Origin of the sequence: Corynebacterium glaucum (assembly GCF_030408855.1) — a bacterium.
Classification (GTDB): domain Bacteria; phylum Actinomycetota; class Actinomycetes; order Mycobacteriales; family Mycobacteriaceae; genus Corynebacterium; species Corynebacterium glaucum.
The window spans coordinates 988,344-1,004,458 of record NZ_CP047358.1; the positions used below are offsets into that span (position 1 = coordinate 988,344).

Genomic DNA, 16,115 nt, shown 5'->3' on the forward strand with positions numbered 1-16,115 from the left:
GTCCTCGAACAATCGCCCGTGGTCAACCCGCTCACCGCCCTCGCCGTCGCGGCCTCCGGCTGGATCCTCACAATGGGGATCACTACCCCGGTGGCCTCGGCGGCAATCATTATTGCCTCGTTGATCCTTGGCACCGCTAAGACCCGCAACGTCTCCCTCATCGTCGCTGTCGCTGCGCTCGCGGTTCCGGTAGCCCTGTCGATGGTGCTTATCCACGCCCCCTACGGCGAGCAGCGGATCGTACCGCTGGTCACCGCAGACGGTTTGCTCGTCGCCGGCGAGCTCGCGCTCCGCTTCATCGCGCTAATGTCCTGCGTCCTCGCCGCTGGCACGTTCATCTGCATCACCGAGCTAGCCAAAGCCCTGCAAATTCTGCGCGGCGGAAACCGCTTGAGCTACCTAGCCGGTTCCACGCTGCAATTGTTCCCCCAAGGCGCGCAGCGGGTCAGCATCACCAGCGACGCGAACGCCCTCAAAGCCCGCCCGATCACCTTCAAAACGGTCGTGCCCAACCTGGCTATGCCGGTGCTCACCGAGCTGCTCACCCAGGCCGCATCCCGCGGCCGCGCACTGGAGACAGCAGGCTACAACCTCGAGGGCCGCCGCACCGTGTTGCGTCCCGTGCACGATTCCCAGCTCCAGCGCGCCATCCGCTGGCTGCTCCCACTCATCTGCATCGCGGTGGTCGTATGGATCTGACTCCGCTCATCGAAGCCCTCGAGCGCCACGACATCGTCGAGATCATCGGCAATTCCGGTTCCGGCCTGACCACCCTGGCCAACCAGATTCACGAGTCCTGGCCCCACGCCGCCGTCGTCGGCCAAGACCCCATCGCCCACATCACCTTCCTGCGCGACACCGTCATCGAAGAGGTCGCCATCGGCCTCGAGCAACACGGCGTCCCCCGCGAGGATATGCAGGCACGTTGCGAAGCTATCCTCGCCGCCGCCGGCCTTGCCGAGCTCACGGAGCACAACCCCACCAAACTCTCCGGCGGCCAAACCCGCCGCCTCGCCATCGCCGCCGTCGCCATCCTCGAACCCGAAATCCTCGTGCTCGACGACCCCTTCGCCGGCCTCGATCCCGACTCCGCCGCCCGCATCGCCACACTCCTCAGGTCGCTACCTTCCAAGCTCGTCCTGCTCGGCACCCGCCCCCGCATGGCAGGGGAGCAGTTCACGCTTATCGACGCCTCGTTACAACCCCATACCCAACCCCCAACCGCACCGGTCTTGCCCGCTAAAGTCACGCCGCCGGATCTTCCCGCGCTCGACCTCGGGGAGGTGGCCGCGACCCGCGGCGGTAAGAAGCGGAAGTGGTGGCAATTCCGCGGCGCGGAAGAACCGGTCTTCACTGCAGGCCCGATCCACCTGGTCGCGCGCCCGGGCGAGGTCGTTTGGCTCCGCGGTGCGAACGGTGCCGGCAAGACAACCCTGCTTCGCGCGCTCGCTGGGCTCGACGACAATCCGGGCTTGGAGAAGACCCACGGCATCACCGTGTCGCTCGCGCTCCAGCGCGCCGCCGACCAACTTGCGGAATCAACGGTGTGTGCTTTCGTCGATTCAGACGAAGCGCTAGCGCTTCTCGCAGAACCGGTTGGCTCGCTGCCCGGCATCGTCCTCGACCCGGAATCCCACCCACTCGACCTCCCGGCTGCGCACCTGCGCCTCGCACAGCTCGCCCAAGTTTTTGCGCAAGGCCGCCAGCTCGTACTCCTCGATGAGCCCAACGTCGGCCTCGACGCCCCCGGCCGCGAGCGCGCCCACGCCCTCATCGCCGACGCACTCGCAAACGGCCAAGCGATCATCATGACCTGCCACGACGAGACCTTCGCCGCGGAGGTTGGCGTGTACACCCACGTCGCGGCCTCTACCTTGGTAGAAGCCTAATCGAGATCGAAGTCAGTAGTTAGTTCGCCGGTGTGGCTTAGTACGAAGCCCTTGGGTAGATGCTCAACTCGTGATTCGGCCCATTTGTAGGATTCTGAATTCTTGTCAGAGCCCTCCCTTAGGTAACCTGCCAATTCCTGGAGGTTTTGGATTTGCTGGCCTGAATCGTATTGGAATATAGGTACCAGCGGCTCCTCCTCCTCCTTCACCTCCCCTGAGCATTCAGAGCAGTATTGCTGCGAGGCTTCAATGAGAACGGCCAACCCATCCGAGTAGCCGGTTAAGTAAGCGGCGTCACCGAACTTTCCCTGTTCTATTGCACGCGAAATTATCACATCGTAGGAGTAAAGGCGGTCAAGAACGATCTTCTTGTCTGAGTACATCCCCGTGGGCCGGAATCGCGAGATTCGATCTAACGCATCTCGAATCCCGTCATTGTAGAACCATGCATAGATCACTTCTGGAAACTCGTGCGGGTCGATCTCTCGGCACTCCCGCGGGTCCAAGTCGCAAGAGGCAGCGTAAAGCTCGTCGGCGCGATCGTAAATCCTGTCGTCCAAGTAACCTTCATTGAGCATTTTCTTCTTGAGCGTGCGCAGAAAGTGAATGCCACTCGTCCGTATAGGTTCCACGGAAGGCAAATTCGGGTCCGGCGCCGCGCTGGGCGACACTTTGAATGATCGTGGAGCCGCCATACCTAGGTCTGCGATTAAATCGGAGTAAAGCTGCAAAATGTTCCAGTCTCGCAGAGAGTAGCCAACGAAAACAACCGTATCGGTAGCAAATGAGGTCTTGAGCTGGGCGCCCATCACCCCTTTTGAAAGGGTTTCGAAATTACGCTCGTAATCGTCGCTAGTGGCGATAATTGTGCCTAAATTGGAGATTGAACCATGGATCTTTAACACTTTTCGATCAGCGACATCCCATAGCGCGACATCCTCGCCCGTAATAAAGGGGGTCGCACCGCAAAGGTCCTCTACGTTGGTGTCCCAATTGGTTGTAAGAACCTTGTCGATATAAGGCATCGTGGCGAGCTCGGCAAAAAATCTTTGCGAATGGAATCGAGAGTTCCGGAATCGTTCGGCGTTTCTAAGCCGCTCGTATATCTGCTGGATGAGTTCCGTTCGAGAGTAGGTTTCCTCGTACAGGGTCATAAGGTCCGGAAAGTCTTCGTTTCCCTGAGCTCGTTCGCCGAGTTCATCCAAAATTATCTGATAAAAGGATCCGGATGGCGTTACCTCGGGATTCTCGGTGCTGACGCCTGCGCCAATAAAGAGAATGAGCTTCCTCTTTTTAGCTGCCTCTACGATCTTAGGTGGCAGATCGAAATCATGATCAGGGCCGCAAATGGTGCAGAGGTGATCATCGCAACTTTCGCTCATTTAAGTCCTTCCTCTCAGGCTAGGGCCGAAGATTGAGGCCTCTCTTTCAGAACTCAATCGTTCGCGGAATTTCATCAAGGAACAGCGGGTGCGGGCACCACGGGGTCGCTTGAAGTTGCCACTCTCCACCGGGTGTTGCCAATTGTTGTAGTTGGTCCAGTAAACGTCGCCTCCGCCGGAAACACCCTTACGGCCAGACTATCCCCATGTCGAGAAATAGGCAGTTCTAAGTCGCGAGCGATCCGTTGGTGGCGATCGTAGTCGCCTAAGATCAGTATCCCCTCGGACTGGAGCCTTGATCGAGAGCCTCCGTTATAACGGATTCGTTTCATAGGATCCTTCTGTTGAGCGACAGTGTAAATAACGCCCCGAGGGATGAGCTCGGACTGAACCAGCCTGAAGAGGTTGTCGACTCGCGTTTGCCCAGAAGTAGGCTCCATTATTGCCTCCTGCGACGCTGCATCGAGGTGCAGGAGAATATTCTTGGGGTAAGACTGATCAAACCAAGCCCATGAAATGGATTCTCTCCCGGCTAGGTTGAGCGTGCGCTTTCTGTCGCGATTGGCACCGCGATTCAAGAGCTCTGGGACGATTCGTAGGAACCCGACACGGAAAGTAGACAGTCGCTCACTTGCGTGACAGAGCATCGCATAATGACCCACTGCTTCGTCTGGGAGCATCCAGCCGAAAGGTTGCTTAGAGTACTTACAGTCAACTTCGACCCCCAGGATCTGAAAATCCATTAAAAGCCCGTCTTGGATGACCCTGTCGAACGTGCGGCGAATGTTGATCTCAAGAAGGGATCCGATGTGGGCGAGTTCAGTCTTGCTTAGCTGGTCAGGATCGAACCTACCGGTGTGCTGTCCGTCATAGGCCTGGTCAAAGGTCTGTCGAAAAACGCGGCCCATCTCCTCGCCTTGAGGAATTTCCACCCGAAAGTGTTGAGCGAGTTCTTGTGCGGTGACTTGATCAAACACCAATACAGATTACGAAACGCGGATATCCAGTTTCTGCTTAATTGGATCAAAACCCCTATTCAGGGCAGCGTACGTACTGATTGCGGAGTATATAGACCTGCCAATAGCTTCAGCCACTGGAGGAGGAAATGCGTTGCCTACTTGCCTCCATTGGGCGGTCTTGCCTCCTTGCCACCGCCAATCTGCAGGGAAGCCCTGGAGGATACCTCCCATTGGCACAGTGAGACGAGGAAGATTCTCGGGATCGCCGACTGGGAAGTCAGGCCCGGGTGGCTCTTCTGCAATCGAAGAACCCTTGATCCCCATCGCTCGCCAGGCTTCCTTCGCGCGGGTCGGACCGACGTCTGGTCCGCCATGCTTTTTCGAACCGCCTACAAGGGTAGGGGCTACGGCGGTAGCCTGATCGGCCCAAGCGTCCGCCCCTGGCCAGCCATTTTCGGCCATCATGTCTCGCAGTGCATCCCCAACAGTGATCCGGTGCTCCATGGGTCCAGGCCAACTGAAGTGAGGTGCGATTTCTTCTTGAAGAGCAACCAGAATGAACCGCGGTCTGAGTTGGGGAACTCCGTAGTCGGCAGCTTGGAGGAGATCCCAGAACACCGTGTATCCCAGATCATTGAGTCGCTTGATGACCTGCGCCCGGTATGACTCGAACCGCCTCTGTGCTAACCCCTTCACATTCTCAAGCATCACGGCTCTGGGTTCAATTTCCTTCACCAGCCGGAGAGCCTGGGGGAACAAATCTCTTTCATCGTCAGCGCCAAGTTGCTGGCCCGCTATTGAAAATGGGGGGCAGGGGACACCACCGGCTAAAAGATCGATCTCGCCATTCCATCGAGTGCCATCGAGATCATGCACGTCCATTTCAAGAACTTCGACACGCTTTCCGCCTAGCTTAGAACGGTTTGCGCGCAGGGTTTCAGCAGCCCACGAATCGATTTCAACCATTGCTTTATGAGCAAACCCCGCACGCTCTAAACCGAGGGCCTGCCCACCCGCGCCAGCGCAGATTTCGAGAGAGGTCAATCGAGGCATGATAGCTCCAGTCTTAGTTCTTGGCTTATCTGCCAAAAAATATAATCCCGAACTCTACACGTCTGGAGCAGAGTAGAAAAAGTGTGCGATTAGGCATTCGACGGCGGGGATATCCGCGGGTGTCAGTAGAGGGCGCAGAGGCAGCAGCCGGCACCCAAAGAGTTTCACTGTGCTCGTTCAGACTCGGAGCGCCAGAAACGAGATCACAGAAGAGGTGGCGAAGTTAGCCACACCGAAGTAGTACTCCTGGCAGATGGTGGTGAGGTGATCGCCGTGGCGGGCGCCGATTTCCGAGTTATCTGCGCAGTTCGCGAACTGGGGTCTCCTCGGGAGCTTCACCCGGCTCGATCCTGCCGCCGGGAGCCCCCACATGCCCTCTATTGCCTTTCTGGAGCCTCGCTGAGCGGCGAAGACTTGAACGTCACACACGGAAATCGGTTTGAGGGCCAGTCAAGGGGCCGTCGTGAGGCAAATCCCCGTTAGTCCGTCAGACCAGTGCTCTCGATGACCTCGCGCAGAGTCTGGGCGGACTTGTCGAACTTTGCGAACTCGTCCTCGGACAGGCGCAGCTCGACAACGTTGCGCACGCCGTTGCGGTTGAGGATGGTCGGGGTGCCGATGTAAATGTCCTCGCGCGCGTACTCGCCCTGGAGCAGCGCGGAGATCGGCAGTGCGACATCCTCGTTGCGCAGGATCGCCTTGGTGATGCGGGCGAGTGCGGAGCCGATGCCGAAGGAGGTGTTGCCCTTGCGCTTGATGATGTCGTAGGCGGCGTCGCGGGTCTTCACGAACATCTCGTCGATTTCGTCGTAGATGCCCGGGTTGGTCTCGGCTTCCTTCTCCAGCATCGCGTGCAGCGGTACGCCGGCGACGGTGCCGGTAGAGATGACCGGGAGCTCAGAGTCGCCGTGCTCGCCGATGATGTAGTTGTGCACGGCCGACGGAGCGAGGTCGAAGTACTTGCCCAGGTTGTGGCGCCAGCGCGCGGTATCCAGCACGGTGCCGGAGCCGATGACCTGGCTCGACGGCAGACCGGTCTGCTTCCAGGTGACGTAGGTGAGCACGTCAACCGGGTTGGTGGCCACGAGGTAGATGCCGTTGAAGCCGTTGGCCATGACCTCGTTGTTGATGGACTCGAAGATCTTCACATTGCGTGCCACAAGGTCGAGGCGGGTCTCGCCCTCGCGCTGCGCAACACCGGCGCAGTTGACCACCATTGCGGCATCGCGGCAGTCTTCGTAGGTGCCAACGGTGACATCGATGTTGTGGCCGGAGTACGGCACGGAGTGGGAGAGGTCCTCAGCCTGCGCCCAGGTGAGCTCCTCGTTCAGGTCGATGATCGCCAGGTGATCGGTCAGGCCCTGGTTCAGCAGAGCGTACGCGTACGCGATGCCGACAGCACCTGCGCCGATGAGGACGACCTTGGTGCCGGGGGTGACTGGGAGGTTGTTCGGATTTGCGTCGATGCCTGGCATGGCGAGATCCCTTCTGCGTTTCCAATAGCGCTCGATGGCTTCTGACACCACCCATTGTCCCACTTTGGTCATACCTTCGCCGGGTAGCCGGGTGGTTCGTGATCGAGGTTACTTGCGGTCGTAGGGGGAGTGGGCTGAAGCAATTGCTTGAGGACGCCCTGACGCGTAGTAGAGCACCGTCATCACGGTCAAGAATCCGACACCGACAGCCAACGCGAGGTGGTAGCGCGGTTGCCAGACCATGATGCCGAAGGTGAAGAGGATGAATGCGATAGCGAAGTACTGCCCGTAGGGCCAGAAGGGCACGGGAAAACGCAGGGCCTGTACCTCGTTGGGGGTCATGTGGCGGCGGGAGGCGACGTGCGCGAGGAGGATCATTAGCCAGACGAAGACTGTAGCGAAGGTGGCCAAGGCTGCGATGGTCTCAAAGACGTTTGGGAAGATCGCGTTGAGCACGACCCCAACGATGAGCACGACGAGCAAACTGATCGTGGTCATCACCGGGATGTCGCGGACGGTCTTGGCCATCGCCTTCGGTGCGAGACCTTCCTTGGCCAGGCCCGTGAGCACGCGCCCGGTGCCGAAGAGGTCGGCGTTGATCGCGGACAGTGCCGCTGTGATGACGACGACGTTGAGCAAACCCGCCGCCCAGCTCACGCCGAGCGTGCTGAAGATCTGGACGAAGGGGCTCTCTTCGCCGTCGATGGTGGGCCACGGGTTGAGCATAAGGATGATGAGGATGGCCAGCACGTAGAAGATGAGGATTCGTGCAGGCACGGTGTTCACCGCGCGGGGGATCGAGCTGTCCGGGTTGTCGGCTTCCGTGCCGGCAACGCCGATGATCTCGGTGCCGCCGAATGCGAAGAGTACGAGGATGAACGACGCGATCATGCCCTCGAAGCCATTGGGGAAGAATCCGCCGTGGCTCCACAGGTTGCTGATGCCCGTCAACTCGGGGTTCTCGCCGAGGTTGAACGCAAGGATTGCTGCGCCGCCGACAATCATGCCGACAACGGCTGCGACCTTGATCAGGGTGAAGGCGAACTCGAGCTCACCGAACCACCGCACCGAAGCGAGGTTGGCTGCGCCGATGATGAGCAGTGTCACGGAGATCCAGACCCACGCCGGCGTGGTGGGAAACCAGAACTTCATGTAGATGCCAATGGCGGTGAGGTCAGCGAGACAGACAATCATCATCTCGAAGGCGAACATCCAGCCGGTGATGTAGCCGCCCAGACCTCCGAGGTGCTCTCGGCAGTACACCGCGAATGAGCCCCGCACGGGGTGGCGCACCGACATCTCGCCCAGTGCGCGGAGCATGAAGTACACGACCGCGCCGCCGAACAGGTACACCAGCAAAACGGACGGGCCAGCTGCTTGAATCGCCCCGGCGGACCCGTAGAACAGACCGGTACCAATCGCCGACCCCAGCGCGATGAAGTGAATATGTCGGTGGGACAGCCCCCGCTTCGTTACCGGTGCGCGGTTCCCGGTGTGCGTTCCGGCGGTATTGCCTGGAAAGGATCCGGTTGGCTGCTGAGGTTGAGGCATCGGATTGTGAAGACCTTTATGGTGTGTGAATCAGCTGTGACACCCTGAGCATAGCTGGGGCCGTTCCAGCTTCGTGACAGGTGTATATCAGTGCACGCCGGCGCATTCTGCGGGGCGGGAAACCGTGTGGTGGCTATTTCGCAACGTCACTAACCCGCCTGGAAACAAACCTAGCTATACGAACTGCCGGACATCGTGCCACTCCCAAAGCCGCGCGCAGCGGGAAAGTCTTAGCTACCTGCGATTGAATGAATAAAGCTTCAGGTTAGGATATTGCCCACCTCGGTGAAGCAAACCGATGTCCCAACGGTTTAGCGGAAGATGGAGAGGACATCGAGTACAACAGCCGGGCCAGCGATAAATTGATCCTGATTCGACTCAGTAGGACCTTCCTTTTCGAGTTGTCGGCGACGTTTACGGTCTAGAAGGTTTAAGCCGGGGAGCGAGGCAATCAGATACCACTGACCTGGGGGGATTACCTTCGTTACCTTACCGATTATTCGGTAAGGGCCATCGAACTTGGCGCCCGGCGCGATCCACTTTTTGTCGAGAGTTCCTAGAACTTTCCATTCAGTGTCATCGTCTTCCCCCACCACCACAGGAGCTACGTCAAATGATTCGAAAAAGCTGCTCATTCCTTCGAGCGATTGTGTTTCGGGCAGACCTGTAGTATCTAAGCCTATCGAGCTAGCGGTGTTCCGGAGCGAGCCGAACGTTCGAAGTGTTTCGGCCAGCTCTTTACCGTTCGAGAGATATGAAATGAAATCGGGGATAAATATCTCACACTCCCATTCAATGAGAGCGCCGGTTCCAATGTCAGCGAAGTCCAATTCCGGTTCAAACACCCGCACCCAGCCGGTAGTCTCAGGATTACTATTCCCCGCGTCGATTAGCCGACTCAATTTTGAAGCAGAGTGGTCTCCCTGGCTAATCACGCTCTCCGTTGCAGAGTTATCCCCGATATCAGCCTTGATGACGGAAAAATCCATCCCGCCGCCACGATCTCGCCCCTGGACGATCCGAGAAGAGCTCGATTCACGGAGACCACCCTCGATGACGGAGATATAGCCGTCGAGGGCGACGGTATTGAGGTAATCGTGCTTGATGAGCATTCATTAACAGTAAAGCAATTGTGTCTTGCCCGTCATCCAAAGCGTTCTGCTTTAGCGGTTCTAAATTCTGCTTTGTTAGGCGAAGTCCCCAATGATGCAGACGCTTAATTTGAAGCAACAAATTCCATTTGAAATGGTTTTGTACAGCTTAGTCACGGCGGTGTCTTGCCCTAGCTAGACTGCTTGATGTTTGATTCGGAATTCGGTGTCATGGAAACGCGCGGTCTGTATTCCTGTCGTGCAGATCGACCACGGTGTCTCAGTGCGCCATCAGTAACCTTGGACACAGAGATATCTGTAATAGCGCCTGGCCTACTCCAACAGGCCGACGCTCCCCGCGTCGAGTACGCGAGTAATCGAGAAGCCCCAGCAGATCGGGAGTGCCATTTGGATGTAATTACCCATGTTCGCGCCCGTTAGACCGATGCCCAGCCACAGTGCTCGCGATAAAGGGCTCCCAGAGATGCCGATCACGTTGCCGATAATCATCGCGCAGCCCTTGCCCATGCCTGACACGCCGAACGCGGCGGTGGTTTCTTGACAATCGGCAGCACTGAGAAGTGTAGGCATCGGTCGAGTTCGCCAGATCCATCGGCACACCCAGCACACCGACAATGAAGTGGATGTACGGGGCCACCGCCTCCGACAGCACGGCGATCAGCGACAGGGCGATCTGCTCGAGCACCAGGAACACCATCACCACAGCCACACCTTCCGCAGGCAGCAGATGGTTCCAGATCTCATTAGGAGAGGGGCCAATCACAGACGATGCCCAGCCGACGGTCCAATTTGCCGGCCGCGTGGCCATTACAACCTCTGGCCCGCGCAACGCCGGGACTCCGGTGAGGTCTGTTGAGTTGCAAATCGGATCATCCTGATCGCGGAAGCAGTACCAACCATCCTCTGACTGCCACGTCATCGCGGTACCTTCCACACCGCCCTCATTAATACGTCTCAACGTCGACGAGGCAACTCGTGTTGTCTTGCACTGCCACAACTTCCACTGAGCCGCCATCGACGCCTTGGACTTCTTCCCAAACCGTCAGTGCGCCGACAATAAATCCTTCTTCATCCTTAGCAGGAGCTCAATTCGCAGGGGAACTTTCCTCAGCAGAGGTCTCTGCAGTTCGTTCCGATGGCGGGTCGGGCTGAACGCTCTCGGTGGCCGTGGTGGTGATGGTGGTGAAGGACTTGACTGCGTCTGAGTCCGACGTGTCGGGTCCACAGACACTCAACGGCTGCAGCAATACGGCGACTACTCGTACACAGCGCCTGACCTACGCGGCAAATTGGGGGCGGTGGGGGTTGGTGGGGCGTTGGGCGGGCCGTCGATAAGCGAAAAGCTCCTTTTAACAGGTTGAAGCGATGTTCACGTAGGGTTGGTGGGCAATGAACATTTCCGAAAACGCCACCGGCGGCGAGAACGAGCCGGACGTGAACTTGTCGGAAAATCAGGAAACCCCGCAGGATGTCGTGGCCGAATCGGCCGCAAGTGAGGACACCAGGGATGCGGGAGATGCTGATGAGACCGGCGCTGCGGAGGAAGTAGAAACCGCGGCCACCGAGACTGAGACTGAAGCAGCAGCTGAAACTGAGGCTGTGTACCCGTTCGCCGAGCTGGGCCTGCCCGAGCGCGTGGTGGATGCGGTGAAGCAAGTGGGCTTTGAGAAGCCGTCGCCGATTCAGGCGCAGACGATTCCGCACCTGATGGAAGGCCGCGACGTGGTTGGCCTTGCGCAGACGGGTACGGGTAAGACGGCGGCGTTTGCGTTGCCGGTGCTCTCGCAAATCGACACCAGTGCGCGCCACCCGCAGGCGCTGGTGCTGGCGCCGACTCGTGAGCTGGCGCTGCAGGTGTCTGATTCTTTCCAGTCCTTTGCCGACCACCTGGGCGGGGTGTCGATCCTGCCGATCTACGGTGGCCAGGCGTACGGGATACAGCTTTCTGGTCTGCGCCGCGGCGCGCAGGTGATCGTGGGTACGCCGGGGCGCGTGATCGACCACCTGGAGAAGGGCTCGCTGGACATTTCCAACCTGCGCTTCCTTGTGCTGGACGAAGCCGACGAGATGCTGAACATGGGCTTCCAGGAGGACGTGGAGCGCATTCTCGAGGACACGCCTGATGAGAAGCAGGTGGCGCTGTTCTCGGCGACGATGCCGAACGCGATCCGCCGCATCTCGCGCGACTACCTCAACGACCCGGTTGAGGTGACGGTGAAGAGCGAGACCCGCACCAACACCAACATCACGCAGCGTTACCTGTACACGGCGCACCGCAACAAGCTGGACGCGATCACGCGCATCCTTGAAGTCACCGACTTCGAGGCAATGATCGTGTTCGTGCGCACCAAGCACGAGACGGAAGAAGTTGCGGAGCAGCTGCGCGACCGCGGGTTCTCTGCCGCCGCGATCAACGGCGATATTCCGCAGGCGCAGCGTGAGCGCACAGTGGATCAGCTTCGCGACGGCCGGTTGGACATCTTGGTAGCTACCGACGTTGCCGCGCGTGGTTTGGATGTGGAGCGCATCAGCCACGTGCTGAACTACGACATTCCGAACGACACCGAGTCTTATGTGCACCGCATTGGGCGCACCGGTCGCGCGGGTCGTACTGGTGAGGCGATTCTGTTTGTCACCCCGCGTGAGCGTCGCATGCTGCGCTCTATTGAGCGCGTGACCAACGCGAAGATCGAAGAGATGGATCTGCCGACCGTCGATGAGGTCAACGAGGCGCGCAAGGGCAAGTTCATGGACTCGATTACGGGTTCACTTGAGGCGTCCCAGCTGGACGTGTTCAAGCAGATGGTGCGCGATTACTCTGCGGCCAACAACGTGGCGATGGACGACATCGCAGCCGCGCTGGCGATCCAGGCGCAGTCCGGCGACGAGTTCTTCATGAAGGAGCCGCCGAAGGACAAGCGCGATCGACGCGACCGTGATCGTGGTGGACGCGGGCGTGACCGCTTCGACCGCGAGGACCGTGGCGGGCGCAGACGTGACCGTGATGATCGCGGCGGTCGTGGACGCTTCGAGCACAGCGACAACGAAAACTTTGACACCTACCGCCTTGACGTGGGCAAGCGCCAGCACGTGCGCCCGGGTGCCATTGTCGGTGCGATTGCCAACGAAGGTGGTTTGAGCGCGAAAGACTTCGGCCGCATCACCATCGGCAGCGACTTCACCTTGGTGGAACTGCCGAAGGGGCTGGACAAGGGCGTGCTGAACCGCCTCGAGGACACCCGCATTTCCGGTCAGCTGATCAACATTCAGCGCGACCACGGTGCGCCGCCGCGCGATCGGGGCGGACGTGGACGCGGTGATCGTGGCGGGTTCCGAGGTGGACGCGACCGCGACGATCGTGGTGGCCGCGGCGGCTACAACCGCGACCGTGATCGTGACCGTGATCGTGGCGGCCGGGGCGGGGACCGCGGCGGCCGAGGTAGCCGCTGGGACCGCGACTAAGCCGCCTAGCCCCCGGCTTGTAGACCTCAACTGGGGGTTGTAGACCTCAAAATGTAGACCTCAGCGGCGGCTCGATCACAACCGTCTCATGAGTCACAGCTGAACTGGGGTTTTCCGAGACGATCTTCTTGAGGTCTACATTTCGGCCCGCTGCTTGGCCAAGTAGCTCGGGTTCACTTGACGCGGGTACCGAAGCTCGTGGGTGCGAAAACACAAACGCTCCCTTCCAACGCTAAGTGCGTAGGAGGGGAGCGTTTCTTGCGACGGCGAGCCGATTCCGCGTCGCAGAATTTCCGCGGAGCGGAATCGCGGGAGCGCTACTGGGTAGCGGTAGTAGCTGCGGTGGTGGAAACGATCTCAGACGCGGTGGTCGCCGAAGTGGTCGAATCCGAAGATGCGCCTGCATCCGGGCTTGGCAAGAACATCAGGATCAGGGTGAGGAACCACATCAGGTTGAAGATGCCCGCGCCGGCAGCGGCCTTCGCCTTGGACTTCTCGAAGTTGCCGGTCCTGTCAGCCGGGTCGGCGTCGGCCGGATCGAGCGCGCCGAGGGAGCCCATCATCTTGCGCTGCTGCGGGATGACCATGAAGAACAGGATCGCCCAGGCGATCACGGACAGGATGATTGCGGTGTGCAGCCAGTAGTTGCTGCTGTAGAGGTCCCAGTCAAACGCCATGACCACGCCGCCGAGCAGCGGCACGAGCGCGGAGAGCATGCCGTAGGTCTTGGTGATGCGGTGCAGCACCGATGCGCGACCGGTGGCCTCCTCGCCGCCGACGCGGGACTTATCCGCCTCGGCCGGGAACATCGAAGTGGCAACAACGACCGGGCCGAGCAGGACAATCGCCGCCGCGACGTGGAGGAAGATGAAGATTGTGTTCATGTGACATCACTGTACGTGACATGTGTGTGAACCTCAGAGTTCACGCGCCGAGACCAGCCCCCGCGCGCCTGAGCAGGACCGGCGCATGACTCGGTAGTCGTCGCGCGTGAGTGGCAGTGCGTACTTCTCCGCCACCGCACCGAGTCTGCGCGAATAGGCACAGTGCGCCCGCCAGGCCGGAGGCATCCACTCGGCGGGAAGCATGTCGGACTTCGCCTGATTCGCCTTCGACGAGGTCACAATTAGGTTCAGCGGGTCGTTGGCAAACGCCACTCGCTTTTCTTGGTTCCACGAGTGCGCGCCCATATCCCACGCGGCGCGGAGCGGGTAGAGGTGGTCCAGCTCAACATCAGCGGGCAGCAGCGGATCCCCGGTATAGGGATCCGAGATCGGGGCGGCGTTCCAGTGTGCGTAGGGCATATCGCACTGGGCGCTCCAGGCATCGGCCATCGCAAGATCGCGCGAGGTGCATTGCGTACCAGCGACTGGTACCCACGTGCCAAAATGCGCCTCCCGGTCGTAGCCGGTCACGGTGAACCGAGTGGGTTGCAAGGGGGCGTCGATAAGCAAAAGCCCCAAGGGGAATGGGGCGATGGCAACTGTGGCGACCGTGAGCACCGCGAGGTAGAGGCGGAACCAATCCATGCAGATTTGACTCCGAAAGCGCGGTGCGGGTTCCGTCGATGAGCTATGACTTTTCGGCCTGCTCCATCGATTGCGCGAACGTCGCCTCCGGGTGTGCCATGGCGTAGTCGGTGACGGCCACAGCGCGGTCGAACTCGGCCTCTACCCCCGGCTTCGGCTTCGTCATCAGCGAGACCGCCACCATCGCGATGGTGGCCAGGACGAAGCCCGGCACGAGCTCGTAGATGATGTCGCCGTAGAAGGTGCCCCAGATAAAGACGGTCACGGCTCCGACGATCATGCCGGCGATGGCGCCGGGGGCGGTGAGGCGCCGCCAGTAAAGTGCGGCAAGTACCACCGGGCCGAAGGCCGCGCCGAACCCTGCCCACGCGAAGCCGACCAGGCCCAGGATGGTGTCAGACGGGTTGAAAGCCATGAGCATGGCCACCACCGCAACGACCACGACCATGGTGCGCGAGAGCACCAGCAGGGTGGTCTGGCTCGGGGTCTTGTTGAAGATGCGGTAGAGGTCCTCAATCAGCGCCGTCGAGGTGATCAGCAGCTGCGACGACATAGTGGACATGATCGCAGCCAGTACGGCGGTGAGGATGATGCCGGCGATCAGCGGGTGGAACAGCAGGCGCGACAGGTCGAGGAAGATGGTTTCAAAGCCGGTTTGGTCGGTCACGCTCGCCTGCGTGGTGCCGAAGTACACGGTGGACACCAGCGCGGTAAAGATCCCGCCAAGGTAGCAAATCGCCACCCAGATCATTCCGGTACGGCGGCCAGCTTTCGCCTCGGCGGGGGAGCGCAGCGCCATGAAACGGGTGACAATGTGCGGCTGACCGAAGTAGCCTAGACCCCATGCCAGGTTACCGATGATGGTGGCCACCGACACCCCGGCGACCATGTTGAAGTAGGACGGGTTGCCCTCCGGCCACGGTCCGTACGGGTTCGAGGTGGCGTAGGAGAACAGCGAACCGGGGTCGTCGACCGCGAATAGCGCCATGACGGGCACAATGATCAGCGCGAGGAACATCAGCGCACCTTGCACCACGTCGGTGTAGGACACAGCGAGGAACCCGCCGATGAAGGTGTAGAGCACCGTGATCGAACCGACAATGAGCATGCCGGTCAGGTAGTCGCCGCCGAAGGTGGATTCGTAGTAGCGCCCGCCGGAGACCATGCCGGAGGAAACGTAGAAGGTGAAGAAGAAGATGATGATCACCGCGGCTGCTACGCGCAGCACACGCGAGGTGTCGTGGGTGCGGTTTTCAAAGAAGCTCGGCAGCGTAATCGAGTCGTTGGCCACCTCGGTGTACGCGCGCAGGCGCGGGGCGACCAATTTCCAGTTCGCCCAGGTGCCGATGAACAGGCCGACAACAATCCACAGCTCGCTCATGCCGGAGACGAACAGCGCGCCGGGCAGACCCATCAGCAGCCAGCCGGACATGTCCGAGGCGCCGGCAGACAACCCGGCCACCATGGGGTGCAGGCCGCGGTCGGCCAACACGTAATCGTCGTACTTCTTCGTTTGCAACCAGGAGTAGAACCCGATTGCGACCATGACGCCGAAGTACAGCACAATGGCCAGCACGAGCCAAAAGTTCTCGGACATCTTTTCCTCCTTCTACTTGCGCAGATATCCATCTGGCCACACTGTAAACTACGCGCTGGCTGTGAACGTGCGTTTGGACTTTGAACACGATCATGTCGGGGGTGGG

14 protein-coding genes are annotated in these 16,115 nt (G+C 59.9%); 3 read left to right on the forward strand and 11 right to left on the reverse strand.

All coding sequences use genetic code 11. The features are described from left to right. The first annotated feature begins 18 nt into the window (after positions 1–18). Positions 19–699: an energy-coupling factor transporter transmembrane component T family protein gene (locus tag CGLAUT_RS04870; protein WP_290186667.1), complete on the forward strand. Its 681-nt coding sequence runs from the start codon at positions 19–21 to the stop codon at positions 697–699. Beyond that, positions 690–1,889 (forward strand): ATP-binding cassette domain-containing protein, encoded by a 1,200-nt coding sequence (locus tag CGLAUT_RS04875; RefSeq protein ID WP_290186669.1) that lies wholly within the window; start codon positions 690–692, stop codon positions 1,887–1,889. The genes CGLAUT_RS04870 and CGLAUT_RS04875 overlap by 10 nt, the downstream gene beginning before the upstream one ends. Here CGLAUT_RS04875 and CGLAUT_RS04880 read toward each other — a convergent pair. The 8 genes from CGLAUT_RS04880 to CGLAUT_RS04915 all read right to left on the reverse strand — a co-directional run bounded on the left by CGLAUT_RS04880 (position 1,886) and on the right by CGLAUT_RS04915 (position 10,340). Continuing rightward, the gene (locus CGLAUT_RS04880; protein WP_290186670.1) at positions 1,886–3,271 is read right to left on the reverse strand and encodes an SIR2 family protein; all 1,386 of its coding nucleotides are present in this window, start codon (positions 3,269–3,271) and stop codon (positions 1,886–1,888) included. The two genes, CGLAUT_RS04875 and CGLAUT_RS04880, sit on opposite strands and share 4 nt — an antisense overlap. A 74-nt stretch (positions 3,272–3,345) precedes the next feature. Continuing rightward, positions 3,346–4,248, reverse strand: coding sequence for a NaeI family type II restriction endonuclease (locus CGLAUT_RS04885; protein WP_290186672.1), 903 nt, complete (start codon positions 4,246–4,248; stop codon positions 3,346–3,348). 9 nt (positions 4,249–4,257) lie between these two features. Then, a complete protein-coding gene (locus CGLAUT_RS04890) occupies positions 4,258–5,283 on the reverse strand; it encodes a DNA cytosine methyltransferase (RefSeq protein ID WP_290186674.1) in 1,026 nt (341 codons plus the stop codon). Between the two features lie 177 nt (positions 5,284–5,460). Beyond that, positions 5,461–5,622, reverse strand: a complete 162-nt coding sequence (locus CGLAUT_RS04895; protein WP_290186675.1) for a hypothetical protein — start codon at positions 5,620–5,622, stop codon at positions 5,461–5,463. Between the two features lie 140 nt (positions 5,623–5,762). Continuing rightward, a complete protein-coding gene (locus CGLAUT_RS04900) occupies positions 5,763–6,758 on the reverse strand; it encodes an L-lactate dehydrogenase (RefSeq protein WP_290186676.1) in 996 nt (331 codons plus the stop codon). Between the two features lie 108 nt (positions 6,759–6,866). Beyond that, positions 6,867–8,309: an amino acid permease gene (locus tag CGLAUT_RS04905; protein WP_290186677.1), complete on the reverse strand. Its 1,443-nt coding sequence runs from the start codon at positions 8,307–8,309 to the stop codon at positions 6,867–6,869. 311 nt (positions 8,310–8,620) lie between these two features. Then, positions 8,621–9,421: a DUF6414 family protein gene (locus CGLAUT_RS04910; protein WP_290186679.1), complete on the reverse strand. Its 801-nt coding sequence runs from the start codon at positions 9,419–9,421 to the stop codon at positions 8,621–8,623. A 397-nt stretch (positions 9,422–9,818) separates the two neighbouring features. Beyond that, the gene (locus CGLAUT_RS04915) at positions 9,819–10,340 is read right to left on the reverse strand and encodes a hypothetical protein (RefSeq protein ID WP_290186680.1); all 522 of its coding nucleotides are present in this window, start codon (positions 10,338–10,340) and stop codon (positions 9,819–9,821) included. Positions 10,341–10,810: 470 nt separating this feature from the next. Here CGLAUT_RS04915 and CGLAUT_RS04920 point away from each other — a divergent pair, with 470 nt between their 5' ends. Continuing rightward, complete coding sequence (locus tag CGLAUT_RS04920; RefSeq protein WP_290186681.1) at positions 10,811–12,883, forward strand: DEAD/DEAH box helicase; 2,073 nt, start codon at positions 10,811–10,813, stop codon at positions 12,881–12,883. A gap of 317 nt (positions 12,884–13,200) precedes the next feature. Here the strand turns inward: CGLAUT_RS04920 and CGLAUT_RS04925 are convergent, their stop codons facing one another. Genes CGLAUT_RS04925 through putP form a run of 3 tightly spaced genes read right to left on the reverse strand, consistent with a single transcriptional unit; the run spans position 13,201 to position 16,009 of the window. After that, the gene (locus tag CGLAUT_RS04925; RefSeq protein WP_290186682.1) at positions 13,201–13,767 is read right to left on the reverse strand and encodes a DUF2269 domain-containing protein; all 567 of its coding nucleotides are present in this window, start codon (positions 13,765–13,767) and stop codon (positions 13,201–13,203) included. A gap of 33 nt (positions 13,768–13,800) precedes the next feature. Next, complete coding sequence (locus CGLAUT_RS04930; RefSeq protein ID WP_290186683.1) at positions 13,801–14,412, reverse strand: HNH endonuclease family protein; 612 nt, start codon at positions 14,410–14,412, stop codon at positions 13,801–13,803. 43 nt (positions 14,413–14,455) lie between these two features. Then, positions 14,456–16,009 carry a sodium/proline symporter PutP gene (putP, locus tag CGLAUT_RS04935; protein ID WP_290186685.1) on the reverse strand — a complete coding sequence of 518 codons (1,554 nt, stop codon included), beginning with the start codon at positions 16,007–16,009 and terminating at the stop codon, positions 14,456–14,458. Between the last annotated feature and the right edge of the window lie 106 nt (positions 16,010–16,115).

Bases quoted from the DNA above. Each gene is read 5' to 3' on its own strand.
- CGLAUT_RS04875 (WP_290186669.1), top strand. From the start codon at position 690: ATGGATCTGACTCCGCTCATCGAAGCCCTCGAGCGCCACGACATCGTC.
- CGLAUT_RS04880 (WP_290186670.1), bottom strand. From the start codon at position 3,271: ATGAGCGAAAGTTGCGATGATCACCTCTGCACCATTTGCGGCCCTGAT.
- CGLAUT_RS04890 (WP_290186674.1), bottom strand. From the start codon at position 5,283: ATGCCTCGATTGACCTCTCTCGAAATCTGCGCTGGCGCGGGTGGGCAG.
- CGLAUT_RS04900 (WP_290186676.1), bottom strand. From the start codon at position 6,758: ATGCCAGGCATCGACGCAAATCCGAACAACCTCCCAGTCACCCCCGGC.
- CGLAUT_RS04905 (WP_290186677.1), bottom strand. From the start codon at position 8,309: ATGCCTCAACCTCAGCAGCCAACCGGATCCTTTCCAGGCAATACCGCC.
- CGLAUT_RS04910 (WP_290186679.1), bottom strand. From the start codon at position 9,421: ATGCTCATCAAGCACGATTACCTCAATACCGTCGCCCTCGACGGCTAT.
- CGLAUT_RS04915 (WP_290186680.1), bottom strand. From the start codon at position 10,340: ATGACGTGGCAGTCAGAGGATGGTTGGTACTGCTTCCGCGATCAGGAT.
- CGLAUT_RS04920 (WP_290186681.1), top strand. From the start codon at position 10,811: ATGAACATTTCCGAAAACGCCACCGGCGGCGAGAACGAGCCGGACGTG.
- CGLAUT_RS04925 (WP_290186682.1), bottom strand. From the start codon at position 13,767: ATGAACACAATCTTCATCTTCCTCCACGTCGCGGCGGCGATTGTCCTG.
- CGLAUT_RS04930 (WP_290186683.1), bottom strand. From the start codon at position 14,412: ATGGATTGGTTCCGCCTCTACCTCGCGGTGCTCACGGTCGCCACAGTT.
- putP (WP_290186685.1), bottom strand. From the start codon at position 16,009: ATGTCCGAGAACTTTTGGCTCGTGCTGGCCATTGTGCTGTACTTCGGC.